This is a genomic window from uncultured Flavobacterium sp. (genome assembly GCF_951805225.1).
In the GTDB taxonomy this organism is placed as follows: domain Bacteria; phylum Bacteroidota; class Bacteroidia; order Flavobacteriales; family Flavobacteriaceae; genus Flavobacterium.
Genome location: NZ_OX638201.1, coordinates 3,607,274 through 3,622,673, shown reverse-complemented (window position 1 = coordinate 3,622,673; position 15,400 = coordinate 3,607,274). Strand labels below are relative to the sequence as shown.

Below are 15,400 nucleotides of genomic sequence, written 5' to 3'. Positions count from 1 at the left end.
GTTTTTTTGCTGAGAATTTAAACAGCAAGATTATGTATTCAACATCTTTAAAAAACAAAATTTGGTTAGGTTTATGCTTTGGTTTGGTTGTCGGTGCAACCTTTTTACGATTGTCTACGAAGTATTTTTCTCCTTGGATTCCGCCTCCTTTTTTACTTGGAATATCAGTTTTATTTTTGATTGCAGCATTGATTTTGCCTTTTGTCTGGCATTCGATGGAAAAAGGAAAAGGCATTAATGGCAGCGATCTGAAAACAAGATTAGAACATCGGATTATTTATGCGATGTCGCTGGATTTGATAATGTTTGGTTTTCATAAAATTGAAGGATTGCAAATGATCGTTCCGTTAGGTTTACTCGACACGCCATTTAGTACTTTATCCGGAGAAACTCTGGTGTGGGCATTCTTTAAATATTCGTATCCTTTTACCGTTTTTATAGCCTTATTGCAAATTTTGACTGCAGTACTTTTACTTTTTTCAAGAACAAGACTTTTTGGATTGATTTTGGCAGTTCCTATGTTGGTTTTTATAACCTGTCTTGATATTTTTTATCAAATGCCATTTGGACCATTATCACATGGCATAATATTATTGTTGGGAGTATTTTATTTTTTATCTCAGGATTCAAAAAGATTAATCAATTTTATTTTTCAGCCTTTACAGGGAAGTAAAAGTATAAATATCCCAAATTATTACAAAAACATATACAGAATATCATTGTTTATTTGGCCGCTTTTTTTTCATTTTATTTATGATTATCCAAACAAACATCCGCAGCTAACAGGAAGATATCAAGTTCAGAATTTAAAAATAGATAATATTGCGCTTAAAGCAAAAAGCCCTAAAGATAGCGTGTTGACAACTGTTTATATGGATCTTGAAGATGAAATAGCATTCGATTTTAATGACTGGAGATACAGATATATTGGAACCTATTTTCTTAACGAAAAAAATGATTCTATCACGATTCGTTGGCGATATCCGTCTGATAAATTAGATAATTTTAGAGGTAAATTGATAAGAATAAATAATCAGATGTTTTTAAAAGGAAAAATGAATGGCGAGACACTCGAAATGCAATTGAATAAATAATTGTTTTTGGCGAAAGACATTCAGTAAATTGAAACTTAAGTGAATAAAAAAATGCGCAAAGTCAGAAACATTTGCGCATTTTTTTATGAGAATGATTTAGAAAACAATATTATTTGTCTTTTAATAATTTTTCTAAAAATTCGACTTTATCTTTTTCAGCTTGTAACAAACGTTCGTAAAGCTTTTTATTTTCTTCAAAAGATTCCACAAGTTTATCTAAAGGATTGAAAGTGCAATTATTTGCATTATTAACCAGTCCGTTAGCTATACTATTGTCATTAAAAGTATTAAAATAACTAATCATACTTTCTTCGCTAAAGTTTTTTATAGCTTCAATACTAACACCAAGCGCTTTTGCAACTTCTAAAAGCCTTTCATCATCAATAGTTTCGCTGTTTTCAATAGCAGAAACAGTTTGTTGACTTATTCCTAAAGCTTGCGCCAAAGCTTCTTGTTTCATGTCTTTTAGTTCACGAATACGGCTAATTTTTCGCCCTATATGATTTGGTTTTGTTATTGTGCTCATAGTCCAAAGATATCTAAAATTCTTGAAAATTTTTATGGTTTGGTAAAACACATTTCTGTAGCTGTACTTTACAATTTTATGGTTTCAGTAAAAAAAGCTACATAATCTACGCTAAACAAAAGTACGATTTTTCTGTAGCATAGTGGTTTAAAAAAATTATAGGCGATTATTTCTCCTCTTCCAAACCGTCAACAGCAGAAATCTGATCAAGGATATTAGTTTGATTTGGCGAAATATAGTTTTTTACTTCAGGTGGAGTTTCTTTCTTAAAAAGAAGATCTAAAGCATGATAAAGTCTTAGTAAAACATCTTTATCTTCTTTTTCAATTTCTAAAGCAGTATTAAAATTAAAAACATAGTTATTCGAATTTCGTACTTCTACTTTTATCGTTTTTGATGTGATTTTAAATTTAACTATATCCATGTTGCTTATAAATTACTTAGTTTCTAGAATGCTGTTTTAATGACTTTTATTGTCTTGTTTTTTTTAATGTTCAGAGCAAATATTGTTCTTCAATTAGAGGGGCAAAAATAAAACTATTTTTTTCTATTAGACTTAATTTCCTTCGATTAGTTGTTAGCTTGTTTCAAATTATATTCGTCGGCAATATCTGTCCAGTCATCTTTCCATAAATGCTCAAAATAAATATCTGCTTTTTCCCAGTCTTCTTCGTCCCATTCGTCTCTTTCATCCGTTAATTTTAATTTTTCAGTAGTAACGGCATCAATTAAAAAAGAAAGAAACTCATCAAAATTATCAGCAATAACCGAAACTGGTTCAGGATCTCCAGTTGGTAAATATAAAATTTGACCATTTTTTCCTTCAACACCGGGATCGTAATCAATGCATAAAAAATTTCCTGAACCATCGTGAGCAAAAGGAATCCTTTTTATAGAAAATAATTCATTTTTTATTTTGTCTTTTTGATAAACAGAATCCGGTTCTCTCTCGTTTATTCCTATTTTGAAAAAGTCCCAATGTAGTACTATTTCCTGGGTTCCCAAAAATCCAAATCCTCCCATAAACCCAACGGATTTTTTTTCGCCATTGTATGTCTTTAATAAATCGATATACGAACTTGGTAAAATTTGATTTAGTGATTTTTCTAAGTCAACGATTTCTTTATCATTTGCTCCATCATTCATGAAAGTATCAAAAATATCTAATTTTGATTTAAAAGCTTCACTTAATCTAATAGTCAATTTATCGTTCATTATTTGTTTTTGAATTATGAATTAGTCTTTTGTTTGCATCGTTATATTTTAGTTCTTAAAAAATTTAAGTTAATGATTCGCAGTATTCTTTGTTTACTGCCTTATCTCTCAGTACAGCTTTGTTACTAAAATTTCTTGTAATATTTCGTACTATTTCACTGTAGTTGTCATCATGTTCTCTTTTGTGATAGAAAGGTTTTATTGAAACACAGTTTTTATGTTCGAAAAGGGTACTTAGAAGCGTTCTGTCAGAATTTCCACAAGAATGTCCAAAAATAAATATTTGGTAGTCACCACTATTTAAAAATTCTAATAGCTTTTTATAGTTATCAGTTTCTAAATACTTAATTGATTTTATATTCTCAAGGTAAGTATTGTCATTTAGATTTTCAATTGATTTGTAGTCTTCATCTATTTCATCTCCAAAGCCGAAAATGACATCGTTATTATCTCTACTATCTGTAGTCCCATGAATATGAATTGTATTTTTCTCTAGATTTTTATTTATGTTTCTGGGAAGGTCGTACCAACTCATAGTATAATATAATCTTTCTGTAAAAGTATAATTGAAATTCAAAAATAAAATTTCGGCTGGTTGTAGGTTAACATGGTTTGTAATAGAATCATTAAGTAGTCTCCTTCTTAAGCTTTCTATAGGGTCATTTTTTCCTATAGGAGAAATTAATGCTTGTTTTTCTTCACTTAAATCTGCGATAGTAATGTTTCCAGTTTTAATACCCTTAAGGTCATCTTTTATTTTTTGATATTCTATTTCAGCTAATTTGTTGATAGATGCTTCAGTAAAATCTCGTAATTTGAAATCAGAATAAATTTTGTATGCAATAGATTTTTTAAGATTTTTATCGATTTCACTTTTGTCAAATTTTTCTTTAAAATGGTTTTCAACTTCTTTTAAATAAGTTTCTAATAGTTTTTGTACATCAGTAAAATCCGAATTTAATTGAGAAATTTTATAAGTACAGTTTTCATCCTTAAATGATTCTTTTAAAAGTAAATAATATTCATTTTCTATATCGACCCAATTTTGAATTTGTTTCTTATGGTTGATGTGTTCAAGAAATTTATTTTTAAATTTTAGTTCACTTCCATGTGTACTTAAAGTCTTATGTAATTCCTCGAATTTAATAATTGAAGAAAAATATATAGATTTTGGTAATCGGGTTAACTTAATTTCTGAATTTTCAAATGATTCCTCTTCATTTAACTTGATATCTGATATTACTTTAAACCAATAATAACCGATGAAATCATTATAGCTTGTTCTCATTCCATGAGCTAAATCAAATCCGTTTCCGATAAGTATAATTCTATTCATGATTTTGTTTTAATCAAATATATAGAATATTTTTTCTTACAATATTGAATGCTCGAATTTATTTATAATAACATTTTTCTAATCTTGACGCTACTATTATTTGATAAATTAGTAATAGATTCAAGTTTTCTAATTGAATAATTTTTCTCTTGAATTACTTCTAAATGAGATTTCTTATGTTTTAATAAAAATTGTTGAGGTATCTCAATAGTATTTAATTGTCTGTCTTTCTATAAAGATGTTTTTTTTATCTTGGAAACACCACCTAATATTTTTACTAACGTGAGTCTGTCGTTAGTGAACTTAATAAAAATAAAAGATTGTTCTCACAGACCTTTCATGGAAAATTGTAAAAATATTTCTAAAATGAACCAAGAATCTTGGTGTTATTTTAGGGTAATTTATATTTAATGAGAAAGTATTCTAAATAAAAAACCCTTAAACATTTCTGTTTAAGGGTTTTACTTTTTGTAGCGAGGACGGGAGTTGAACCCGTGACCTCAGGGTTATGAATTTGAAAGGGTACCCTAACTCTTACTAAATTCTTGGGTTTACAATGTCTTGTTTATTTAAAAAAGCACAAATCGTGTTCGTTTGAGTGTTCTGTTTGTATATTAATTTAAAGTAGCTTTTAAATTATTTTTTAATTGAATTGATTTTTAAAAATTATCTACTTTTTATCATTTGGCTTTGATACTACCGTTGTTTTAGGTTTAAGGGCGTTTGATGGTGTAGGAATTGATCTTGCTAAACCAACAGCTTTAGTTGTTGATGTCGTAATCTTGTTACCAAGAGTATTAATTTTAGCCTTATTTTCTTCGCTCATAAATTATTTTTTTTGTGGGTTAGCTGGGGCAGGAGTGTTTCTTGGAGGACTAGGAGTTGTTCTACCTTTTTCTTGAGTAGAAGGTTTCGGTTGTTGATTTGGAGTTGGTTTTTGATTGTCGCTCATGTTGTATATGTTAAGTATTACAAAAAGTATTATTAATGATACACCACTAATTAATGAAAAAAGAGATATTCCATTTAGTATATTGATAGTTTTATTTCTTTTTCCAACATTAGTTAAAATTTCGTCATATTCTTTATCATTGATTTCTGAAATTGTCCGGTCAGAATATTGAATCGATTTATAATGTGAAATTAGATTTATTAATAAAGTAAATGCTAATAGAAACCATCCAATAACAATTAAAATTAGGTAGATGGCTATGTTTATCTGTACAATTTTATCGAAAAACGCTATTGTTAAACCTAACCCACCTGATCCAATAAGATTAATGTATTTTTCAAAATCATCTTGACTCTTGGATTTAGTTTCGTAAACAGCTGTTCTAAATTCGTTCCATTCTTGTTCTATTCTTTTTTGCTCTTCTAACGTGTTCTCTTCGTTTGCTATTTTCTTGTTTTCTTCAGACATGTATATTGCTATATTTTTCTAATGATTTTTTAGTTTGTGGAAAAGTCTAATATTAAGTAATTAAGAGAATTTATATTATTTAGAAGATTTTTTATATGTTGTGTATAAATGGCTTACACAAACGCCACATACATTTCGTCCAATTTCAGATGCTTTTTGCCTCGCTTCATTTTCATTTAAACATACTGCATTAGGTATGTTTAAGCTAGTAGCTTTGTTCGGGTCTTTGCAAATACTTTGTGGGTCTGAATTACATGGTGTAGGTGTATCAGTAAAATTACCTTCATATATATGGATTTCGTGTGTGTCTTTTTCTTTTTTGAAAGTGTAAGCTTTTGGCATAGTGGTTTTTTTATTTGGTTTTGATAATGTAGTTTTTTTGAAAATTGAAAATATGCATACTTTATTCAAGTTCGCCAAAGTAATCTACATTATTAGTGATTATTCAATTTATATTCCAAACCACTTGCAAATTGCTAGGCGATCTGACTTCGATCTGAATTTCCGCTTATATTACTTTCTAAAGTTTTTATTTTTTCTTTATAAAGAATGATCATTTCTTGCAATTGTTCTTTATTGTCTTTTAATAATTGGTTTTGCTCTTCTAATAATTTTACTTTTTCTGAAATGACAGTACTATTTTCCGTTGGAACATCACTTTTAAGGACACTATCATTTAAAACAAAATACTTTTCGTATTCGCTTCCTTTTAGAAAGTAATAAGGACTTTTCTTTACAGCTTCGCATAATTCAATCAAAAAACTAATCGTAACATCCTTTGTTTTGAACCTGCTATTCAGACTTTGGGGCGTTATGTTTAGATTTTTAGATAAATCAACCAATTGAATATCAAGAAGTTGTAATTTTTCTTTTAAAAAATTACCATTCATAGTAAAGAAATTTGTTTATAGTAAAGAAATATGTTTATATTTACATCGTTGAAACATAACAGATGTATTACAAATGCTGTTAAAGCACATAACCACGAATATACTAAAAATCGCATAGCAAATATTTTAATTTTTTTGTAGGAATCATAATAGTCAAAAGTAATGCAAAACGAGTGCCAAGTTTTACGGAAATCCATAAGGACAGCTAAAGAAAATAGACGATACCGCTTGCATCAAAAACTAAGAAAAGCAGGGGTGAGATTTAGCGCAAATATTAAAACTGTTTTTGTACCGTACGATGATGATTTACAAAATAGAGATATTAAAGAATTACAGAAAATCTATAACTATCAAATACAATTTGAGATATGATTTCTAAAAAGGAAAAAAAATTAATTATTGAAATACTAGGACATCAATATACACCTAAAGTGATGCCTCATTTAAAAAAAATAGGTATTAAAAATGAGAAGAATAAAGATTTCTCTGTCGATAGTATTCGTATGATAACAAATGGTTTTCGTGAAAACGAGATTGTAGAATTAGCAATCATGCAACTAGTAAATAAGACGATTAAAGCTAAAAAAGCTATGGCTTTGAAACGTAAAAAGCTTTCAAAAAAATAAACTTCAATGAATCCCAAAGTATTATCAATATTCAACAATGCAAAGATCTTTCTTTCCCCTGAGGAACTGAAAGAACTTGCTGTTTGTATTGATAATGAATTTGGAAAACCATTACCTAAAAAAGCTAAAAAGAAAACGGTGTTAGAAAACTGGACACTAGAGAGTGTTACCGAAAGACTTTTAACAACTCAATTCAATAAAAAGAGAACATAAAAATACGTCCAGCAAAAGCTGAAAATCCCTAGACGCATTCGGGCGTAAATGCCCGATGCTGAAAGGTTAGAAAAAGTAATTATGAGTAAACAAAGTTTAGATTCCAAAGTTTTTTCGTTAGCATCTAACCTTTTTGGTTTTGGTAATACAACTGAAAAGAAAACAGAAGAAAATAACATTGCAACAAACGTTGCAATTTCCCTGCAACCTGAAAAGCGAATAATGGCTGTTTATCCTGCAATTAGTTTGGATGCATTTAGTATCACGATGGATAACTACCGAAAGTATATTTCTGCCTATAACTTCAAAACGATTGCGGAAAATGAGTTAACAGAAAAACATAATGCTTTTGTTAAGAGATTTTTAATCGAAAATACACTAACCGATATACAAAGAGAATTTTCAAAAGTTTTTTTACAAAAAAGCAAATTACTTAAACCTAGAGCCTATAACGTGCAAGCAGATGCTTTTATGAAAGACCACGGTTTGATTATTGAGAAAAAGAAAATTCAAACTGTAAAATACGCTACAGAATTGGTATTTCAGAATCTTTTGCATCTATATAATTCTCAATTAATGAAACGTAACGACCAATACATGAGATTGAGAGTTACAGCAATTAGACCAATTGAAGAATTTAAAATTAACTCGTTTTTAGTAACTGCATTGCAACGCAATGGAGTAACCAGTTTAGATCTCTGTAAAAAGACTGTGCGTAACCATAGACAGCGTTTAGAAGAATGCGGTGTTTTTGTTGATTATCATTTTTCAGGTCAAAACAGACCCGTTGAAGTACATATAAATAACGAAATTTTGACTGTTTTAGATCTCAAAACCTCGAAATTAACCACTGCTGAAAATCAGCAAGTTACTTCTGAAATCGAGAATGTTTTACCTGATAACAATGAGAATACTGGAACAGATTTAAATGAATATCAAATGAATGAGAATGTTAAAAACATTTCTCATGATAAGGAGTTCCCTTCGGTCACGCCTTTTGATTTGTTTTTTACAAGAACACGAGCCTGCAATAAAGAAATTTCAACCAGTGGGGGCGCGGAAAATGTTAAAGTTTTAAATACGTTGTCTGAAAAACTTGAAAATCTGATAATGCACCCGCAAGAATTGGCTGTTAATCTCTCTAATCACGAATATAACAACTACAGACCAATTGATCTTAGGATTTTGTTTAAAGAAGCTTATTCCGGAACAATGCCAAAAGAAAGTTTCAGAGAACTTATAATTCAGGATTTTTTCAAAAGCATATCTAAAATATATAGAAATAGTACGCCGTTTTCGGGGTCTTGGAAAAAAGCAATCAATTTTTATATGCAAAATAAATTTATAGCCTTTACAGGTGATGCTTTTAATAAACAATCGATTGTAGATGATATTCACGAACTCAGATGGAGGATAGAGTGGGCTAGGAAATGGTTTGTGAAAAATAGTAATGTAAATCCTTTGTTTCCTGCTGATTATTTTGATATGACAAGGAAAACTTCTAAAGAAATAGGATTTGAATACACCAAGGTAAAATATAATGAGCATTTAAAATCTAAAGCCAAATATGAGATTTTAAAGAAAAAGCGTGAAGCTGATGCGGTTCGTAGAAATGTGACCATTAATCACGCTAAGAAATTCGAAAATGAAGTAAATCGATTTTTTAAAGATAAAACTACACTGCCACAATTGTATGATTATGTAGAGAATAATTTACCATCAGAATTTTTAGAAAAATTGCCACAAATGATTTTAGAAAAGTCACTAAAAATGAGCCTTAAAGTTGCTTTTGATGATGATTTTTTACAATATAATTTATCTGAGTTTTAATCTAACCAATTTTTAACTATGCCAGTATTTGCTCCCGAAAAATCTAAAATTAAAATGGTAATACTTACCAAGACAAAAGAAAAAAATGCAGTATGGTGGTCGCCAATTAACCAAAACAAGCGTAATAGTGAATCTGTTATAAAAAGCATGTTAAGGCGCTTTGAAAAACACGGGCTTGCTAAAATTACTAATGTAATACAGTTCTATGAAAATGGGAATTTAATTGCAACAAAAAGGCTATGACGACAATAACACTAAAGAAAATTAATTTGCATGATTTTATAATACTTCAAAATGTTGTTGCTCAATTGAGATTAACAGCACTTAATAAACTCCAAAATAGCAAAGTTGATAACGAGTACATGAAGAACGTTTTATTTGTAGATATTTCTACAATTCTTTTTTTTAAGCTAAGAATGAAAATTGAAAATCAAGCGAAATCACTTTCAAATTTTAAACTCAAAATTCATGAAGCAATTATTCTACTTCAATGTTGTAATGACTTTGAGTCTAATAATTTATTCGAAAAATTTATTACGAGAAAGTACTTTACTGAGATTCACGAACAAATAACTAACCTTTAAAAAAGTAGATTTTTTTAAGAACCTGGACAAAGTGCCGGCGCAGATCTGTTTAAAAAAAGTCTACAAATTCAGTAACAATGATAAAGAAAAGTACTTATATCCGAAGTTTTACAGCATCCCAACAAAAGCAACTTGAAAAGGTGGGAAAAGATCAGAATTTTAAAACTACTCCTGAAATATTATTTTTCGCACTTGATAAATATTTGGAGCAGAAAAAAGAAATCGAAAAATTGAATAATGTTATTAGTACGAAAAAAGAAGAAATTTTTCAGCTGAATTTAAAAATTGATTTTTTTAAATCAGCTTCAAAAAGAATACATGAATTAAGTGAGTTCCTGAAAAAGGAAAAAAAATAAAATAATCAATCAAAAAACGAGCAATAAATCAAATCTATCAACTATTCAAAACCTAGATGTTTTATGAATCTCAAAACTTTAAACTACATAAGAAACAAAGCGCAGTTACAAGACTTATTTATCAGCCAATTTACAGCCGACTATATTCGAAAAGAAATACATGAAATTTTAAAAGAGACTCGAAAAAATGCAACCGAAGGAACTATACTTTTTGCGAAAAATATTTCCACTAAAGAGCTAATTATTTTCATTGATAGAAATGGGAAACCTGATGGTTATCTGCTTTCAGACGAATTAAAAATTATGCTTCAAGATCACAGAGAAGAAGAATTTAAAACTAGAAAATTTCAAAATCAACTTTAGGACTAATGGCTGAGAAATCAAACAACCCAACAAATGCATTAATAAATCGTAACTTTATTATTCGAGTTTTGGAAAATCCAAAGGAAAATCATGTCAAAAACACCAAATTAACTTCGGCAAATAAGCTTTCGAATTATATAAATGACGAACAAATCAAAATAAAGCTTTTTAATAAGATATTGGATGGAGGTAAGGACAAATATACTTTCCTGATAAGAAGTAGGCTTAAAATCGATTTTCAGTCAAAATAACTTAAAAACAGAAACGAGGTATTATTGGAATATATCACTTTACAAGTGACAAACATTTACATAGATATTGTGATGAATTTGCTTATTGTCGTAATACGCGAAAATTAAGTCATGGAGAACAATTTAACCTTACGTTGATTAATTCTGATGAAAGGTTAAGTTATAAACAGTTAATGGCATAAAAAGATCATAAAATATAAGCTTATATCATGAAATAAGACTTAATAGATCTGACTTCAAAAGATTTTTTTAAACTAAATTTATTAATTTAGTTTTGAGGTAATTAAGTGATATACTATTAAGACTTATGGCAGGAAAGTATAAAAAATATGATCGTATTTTTAAAGTTAATGCTGTTAAATTAAGTTATAAAAGAAGTACTCTTAAAGAGCTTGCCGAAGAACTTGGAATATTACCCTGTTTACTAACACGCTGGCGAAAGGAATATCTAAAATTTGGAGAAGGGAGTTTTCAAGGATCAGGCTATGATAGGGTGCATCCTTACGAGAAACCTATTTTTGATCTGGAAAAAAAATCAAAAGAATATGAACTCAGATACGAGATTTTAAAGAATGCAACGCCTTTTCTTTACCGAGGTAATTTAGCAATTTATCAATTCATCAGAGATAACGAACATAAATATTCAATATTGAGAATGTGTGAAGTCTTAGAAGTGGGTTATGGTAGATATCATCGATGGAAAAATAATGGTATTTCTGAAAAACAACGTCAGATAAATATATTAAAAGACGATATAACATCGTTATTTTTTCGCTTTAAAAAGCATTATGGCAGATATAAAATCACAAAAGAACTGCATAAGATGGGGTATAAAATATGCATAAAGAGGGTAGGGTTTTACATGCGTCAATTAGAATTAAATTACGTCAAGAAAAGAAAATTTACAGCAACTACCGATTCAAAACATGGTTATTACATCGCTCCAAATGTTTTAAATCGAGATTTTAAAGTAAGCGATTATTCTAAAGTATGGGTTTCGGATATTACTTATCTTCAGACCCAAAAAGGGTTTTTATATCTCACGATTATTATGGATTTGTATGACCGAAAAATAATCGGTTGGAGTTTGGGATCTCGGCTTTCCACTATTAGGACGACATTACCTGCTTGGGAAATGGCTATAACTAACCGTACGGTATCAAATGGATTAATATTTCATTCTGACAGAGGAGTTCAATATGCCAATAGAGCATTTCGAAATAAATTAGATTCATATAAATGTATAAGAAGTATGAGTCGTAAAGGAGATCACTTAGATAATGCTGTTTCGGAAAGTTTTTTCAGTTCACTAAAAAGAGAATTATTAGATCAAGGAAGTAATTTGCTTACAAGAAAACAGATGAAAGCAGAAATATTTGAATTTATCGAAAACTGGTACAATAAGAAAAGAATACATTCGACATTGAATAATAAAACTATAGAACAGTTCAATACAATCAATAATTTAAAACAGCTAGATTAATTGTATTGTTGTACCTATTAATATGTTTGTCAATAATATTTTTTTTTCATCTATGTATCACAATATAGATTAAGATTATTAGCATGAAACATTCCATAAAAAAAGCTTTGCAAGAACAAAAAATTAATAAGCTTGAACAAAAAATTAAAAAATCAGATTTGAAATTTGAAATTCTCAGAAATGCAGGGAAACATCTTTATGAAGGAAAATCTAAAGTTTTTGATTTTATATTAAGCAACGAAAAAATATACTCTATTAGATTAATGTCAGAATCTTTGGGTATAGATAGAAGAGAATATCATAGATGGAAAAAACAACCATTGAATGAAACTCAAAAGAGGAAAATCTTAATACAGAAAGAAATAACTTCATTATTCTTTGCTTTTAAAATGCGCTATGGCAGTGAACGAATTGCCGTAGAACTTCAAAAGACAGGATATCAATTATCAAGTAGGACAGTAAGAAAATATATGAGCGAATTAGGTTTGTCAGGGATAGTAAAAAAGAATTAAAATCTGTAGAAAAGTTTTTAATTTAGTATCAAAAAGAATGATAAGAATAATAAGTAATTAGTTTATAATAATTACTTTATTTTTGTTTATATAGCTTTAAAGATTTTATTTATCAGCTGATTATATATTTATTAAATATTAGATTAAAATATATGGCGTATGAAAAGTTAACATTAAAAGAAAAACAATTTTTTTTAGCAAAATTTGAAAGTATTTTGGTTTCTAAAAAATTATTTCTAAAAAAGGATTTTTCTTTACCGGAACTTGCTATAGAAAGCGGTATTCCTCTTCATACGATTTCGTATTTACTTAATTCGGAAGTTAATCTTCATTTCACAGATTATATAAACTTAAAGAGAATTGAATATTTTAAAGAAAAAATTAACGATGCTGATTGGAATAATTTACCACTAAAAGAAATGATTTTAGCTTCAGGATTTCAGTCCAGAGTGACCTGTCATAGAGCATTTCTAAAGCATGTTGGTATTACTCCATCAGAATATTTGAAATCAAACAGGATCGTATTAAAAGAAAAACAATTTTTTTTAGCAAAATTTGAAAGTATTTTGGTCTCTAAAAAGCTATTTCTAAAAAAAGATTTTTCTTTACAGGAATTTGCTGCCGAAAGTGAAATTCCGCTTCATACTATTTCGTATGCATTTAATTCGCAAATTAATCTTCATTTCAAAGATTATATAAATTTGTTGAGAATTGAATATTTTAAAGAGAAAATTAATGATCCTGATTGGAAGGATTTAACACTACAAAAAATGATTTTGGCTTCAGGATTTCAATGCAGAACAACCTGTTATCGAGCATTTAAAAAACATATTGGTATTACTCCATCAAAATATTTAACATTAACTAGGATAGTGCCTATTTTATTAGGAATTATTGCTCTCTTCGATTTTATATTGCTACACTAAGAGTAGATGTTTAAAGGACAGAAATAAAATTACAAATAGTACACTAAAATGATTGTCTTTATAAGATCCATTAACAGATTTTCAATCATCATATCAGTTTAGATTAAAAAACATGACTAGCTACCCGTTTCTGCAAAGAAACGGGTATTTTTTTGCAAAACCTTTGCAAAGCTTCAAAACCATACGAAATTCTTGAGTAATCCTCCACAATCTTAAAACGCTTCTTTTCTTCTGTTTCATATTTGTAATCGAAAAGCCTAACAACCTAATACAAGAACGAAAATGAAATAAATGGATATTGATAACTTGTTACAAAGGAACATCTTAGGCGGTCAGGAGTACGAACCGTTGTTTCCACGTGTTAGCTGTGATAAGACTAAACTGGGCAACGGTAATACTTTTGATACTGTCAGAATGATTAAACAAATGGTTGTGAAATACAACTATCAGACAAAGGAAGTTGCAACACTTTTGCAACAAAGTTCATTGAAAGAAACGTGTGATAAGATTTATTGGTTTTTGTACAATCACATTCAGTACAAAGCCGATGGAATAGAGCAAAACCTTAGAAGTCCTGCTTGCGCTTTCAAGCAAAGAGTATCAGGAGTTGATTGTAAAACCTATTCCATTTTTGCCAGTTGTTTACTTGCTAATATGGGTATTCGCCATTATATCAGGCAGATTAAACAACCAAGTTTTCGTCCAGATCTATATACTCACGTTTACGTAATTGTGCTTCTTAACCAAGAAACAGGCGATATAAAAGACGGCTATTTTATTATAGACGGTACAACAAGTAATAACCGAGAACCAATATATACTATGGCACACGACACCGATGTTAATTTACCGCATTATGGGCTTAATGCTCCCACTGCAAAGGGTAAGCGCAAAACTATTGCAACAAAAACTACAACCGTTGCAAAGGATTCTAATAAACCAGTAATTCTAGCAATAGGAGGATTTTTAACGGGTTTATTTCTATTTGGAAAATCTAATTAAATAATGAAGTATGATACATATCAATGTAAATGATGGGGGATTAGGAAAACCCTTTTGGAAAAAGATCAGAATCAGAGATGTCAATTTAAAAAACGTAGCTAAAGCAACACTTGCACCGCATTTGTTTCTTTCTAAAAAAGCTCAGGGCACAATTGCAAAGACAGCACTTGCACCGCATTTGCTTCTTAAAAATAAAAACAAACGCTTGGTGAGATTAAACCGAGCAAAATCAACAACAATTAAAAGACAGGCAAATGGATTATGTACTTGTAAATAGCGGACTTGGAAAACCTTTTTGGAAAAAGATCAGAATCAAAGATGTGAGTTTGAAAAATGCGGTTAAAGTTACTAAAGGTCTTTTGCCAATTGCTACAAGTATTATCCCTGTAGTGGGTCCCGCAGGATCAGGGATTTTATCTAAAGTTCTAAAAAATTCAAATGGTTCGGCAAGTTTTGTCGGTCGAATTGCCAACAAAGCAACAACGCTTTCAAAAACCACGGCAGGTAAAGCAATTGTAAATACTATTAAAAGCAATGCACGACCACAAATACAATCTGTTAACGCTTTAAAACCTGCACCAATTGTTACAAACCCAACATCTAATACAGATCAAAACGATCAGCCCGTAGGAGATTTAACACCCGTTACCCCTGCAATGGCTTCGGAACTTTTGCAAAGCCCACAAAAAGATAATACTGCTTTATATGCCTTGGGCGTTGCAGGTGTATTGGGAGGAATTTATTTAGCCACAAAAAAGAGTTAGTAATTAAAT

Annotated in this window: 23 protein-coding genes; 15 read left to right on the top strand and 8 right to left on the bottom strand. The window is 29.5% G+C overall.

The window, feature by feature from the left end; genetic code table 11:
* Positions 1-32 precede the first annotated feature (32 nt).
* Positions 33-1,094, top strand: a complete 1,062-nt coding sequence (locus tag WN975_RS14910; RefSeq protein WP_337967222.1) for a hypothetical protein — start codon at positions 33-35, stop codon at positions 1,092-1,094.
* A 109-nt stretch (positions 1,095-1,203) separates the two neighbouring features.
* Here WN975_RS14910 and WN975_RS14905 read toward each other — a convergent pair whose 3' ends face one another.
* From WN975_RS14905 to WN975_RS14870, 8 genes are all read right to left on the bottom strand, one after another.
* Positions 1,204-1,620, bottom strand: a complete 417-nt coding sequence (locus WN975_RS14905; RefSeq protein ID WP_337967221.1) for a helix-turn-helix transcriptional regulator — start codon at positions 1,618-1,620, stop codon at positions 1,204-1,206.
* A gap of 166 nt (positions 1,621-1,786) precedes the next feature.
* Positions 1,787-2,044: a hypothetical protein gene (locus tag WN975_RS14900; RefSeq protein WP_121329013.1), complete on the bottom strand. Its 258-nt coding sequence runs from the start codon at positions 2,042-2,044 to the stop codon at positions 1,787-1,789.
* Between the two features lie 146 nt (positions 2,045-2,190).
* Positions 2,191-2,835, bottom strand: a complete 645-nt coding sequence (locus WN975_RS14895) for an SMI1/KNR4 family protein (protein WP_337967220.1) — start codon at positions 2,833-2,835, stop codon at positions 2,191-2,193.
* A 64-nt stretch (positions 2,836-2,899) separates the two neighbouring features.
* Positions 2,900-4,171: an AbiH family protein gene (locus WN975_RS14890; protein ID WP_337967219.1), complete on the bottom strand. Its 1,272-nt coding sequence runs from the start codon at positions 4,169-4,171 to the stop codon at positions 2,900-2,902.
* A 670-nt stretch (positions 4,172-4,841) separates the two neighbouring features.
* Entirely contained in the window at positions 4,842-4,997 is a 156-nt protein-coding gene (locus WN975_RS14885; RefSeq protein WP_337967218.1) for a hypothetical protein, read from the bottom strand.
* Positions 4,998-5,000: 3 nt separating this feature from the next.
* Positions 5,001-5,591, bottom strand: coding sequence for a hypothetical protein (locus WN975_RS14880; RefSeq protein ID WP_337967217.1), 591 nt, complete (start codon positions 5,589-5,591; stop codon positions 5,001-5,003).
* 75 nt (positions 5,592-5,666) lie between these two features.
* Complete coding sequence (locus WN975_RS14875; protein ID WP_337967216.1) at positions 5,667-5,933, bottom strand: hypothetical protein; 267 nt, start codon at positions 5,931-5,933, stop codon at positions 5,667-5,669.
* Between the two features lie 134 nt (positions 5,934-6,067).
* Complete coding sequence (locus WN975_RS14870; RefSeq protein ID WP_337967215.1) at positions 6,068-6,481, bottom strand: hypothetical protein; 414 nt, start codon at positions 6,479-6,481, stop codon at positions 6,068-6,070.
* 368 nt (positions 6,482-6,849) lie between these two features.
* Between WN975_RS14870 and WN975_RS14865 the strand changes: the two genes are divergently transcribed.
* The 14 genes from WN975_RS14865 (at position 6,850) to WN975_RS14800 (ending at position 15,391) form a co-directional block, all read left to right on the top strand.
* A complete protein-coding gene (locus tag WN975_RS14865; protein ID WP_337967214.1) occupies positions 6,850-7,107 on the top strand; it encodes a hypothetical protein in 258 nt (85 codons plus the stop codon).
* 6 nt (positions 7,108-7,113) lie between these two features.
* Positions 7,114-7,320 carry a hypothetical protein gene (locus WN975_RS14860; protein WP_337967213.1) on the top strand — a complete coding sequence of 69 codons (207 nt, stop codon included), beginning with the start codon at positions 7,114-7,116 and terminating at the stop codon, positions 7,318-7,320.
* An 81-nt stretch (positions 7,321-7,401) separates the two neighbouring features.
* Positions 7,402-9,150: a hypothetical protein gene (locus tag WN975_RS14855; protein ID WP_337967212.1), complete on the top strand. Its 1,749-nt coding sequence runs from the start codon at positions 7,402-7,404 to the stop codon at positions 9,148-9,150.
* An 18-nt stretch (positions 9,151-9,168) separates the two neighbouring features.
* Complete coding sequence (locus WN975_RS14850; protein WP_337967211.1) at positions 9,169-9,393, top strand: hypothetical protein; 225 nt, start codon at positions 9,169-9,171, stop codon at positions 9,391-9,393.
* The gene (locus WN975_RS14845) at positions 9,390-9,734 is read left to right on the top strand and encodes a hypothetical protein (RefSeq protein WP_337967210.1); all 345 of its coding nucleotides are present in this window, start codon (positions 9,390-9,392) and stop codon (positions 9,732-9,734) included. The genes WN975_RS14850 and WN975_RS14845 overlap by 4 nt, the downstream gene beginning before the upstream one ends.
* Before the next feature lie 77 nt (positions 9,735-9,811).
* Complete coding sequence (locus tag WN975_RS14840; RefSeq protein WP_337967209.1) at positions 9,812-10,090, top strand: hypothetical protein; 279 nt, start codon at positions 9,812-9,814, stop codon at positions 10,088-10,090.
* Between the two features lie 63 nt (positions 10,091-10,153).
* The gene (locus WN975_RS14835; RefSeq protein ID WP_337967208.1) at positions 10,154-10,453 is read left to right on the top strand and encodes a hypothetical protein; all 300 of its coding nucleotides are present in this window, start codon (positions 10,154-10,156) and stop codon (positions 10,451-10,453) included.
* 5 nt (positions 10,454-10,458) lie between these two features.
* Positions 10,459-10,704 (top strand): hypothetical protein, encoded by a 246-nt coding sequence (locus WN975_RS14830; RefSeq protein WP_337967207.1) that lies wholly within the window; start codon positions 10,459-10,461, stop codon positions 10,702-10,704.
* Between the two features lie 307 nt (positions 10,705-11,011).
* Positions 11,012-12,187 carry an IS3 family transposase gene (locus WN975_RS14825; RefSeq protein WP_337967206.1) on the top strand — a complete coding sequence of 392 codons (1,176 nt, stop codon included), beginning with the start codon at positions 11,012-11,014 and terminating at the stop codon, positions 12,185-12,187.
* 83 nt (positions 12,188-12,270) lie between these two features.
* Positions 12,271-12,699, top strand: coding sequence for an IS3 family transposase (locus tag WN975_RS14820; RefSeq protein WP_337967205.1), 429 nt, complete (start codon positions 12,271-12,273; stop codon positions 12,697-12,699).
* Positions 12,700-12,851: 152 nt separating this feature from the next.
* On the top strand, positions 12,852-13,625 hold the full coding sequence (locus WN975_RS14815; RefSeq protein WP_337967204.1) for a helix-turn-helix domain-containing protein: 774 nt from the start codon (positions 12,852-12,854) through the stop codon (positions 13,623-13,625).
* 306 nt (positions 13,626-13,931) lie between these two features.
* Complete coding sequence (locus WN975_RS14810) at positions 13,932-14,627, top strand: hypothetical protein (protein WP_337967203.1); 696 nt, start codon at positions 13,932-13,934, stop codon at positions 14,625-14,627.
* 10 nt (positions 14,628-14,637) lie between these two features.
* Positions 14,638-14,904: a hypothetical protein gene (locus WN975_RS14805; protein WP_337967202.1), complete on the top strand. Its 267-nt coding sequence runs from the start codon at positions 14,638-14,640 to the stop codon at positions 14,902-14,904.
* The gene (locus WN975_RS14800; RefSeq protein ID WP_337967201.1) at positions 14,882-15,391 is read left to right on the top strand and encodes a hypothetical protein; all 510 of its coding nucleotides are present in this window, start codon (positions 14,882-14,884) and stop codon (positions 15,389-15,391) included. The genes WN975_RS14805 and WN975_RS14800 overlap by 23 nt, the downstream gene beginning before the upstream one ends.
* Positions 15,392-15,400: the final 9 nt, after the last annotated feature.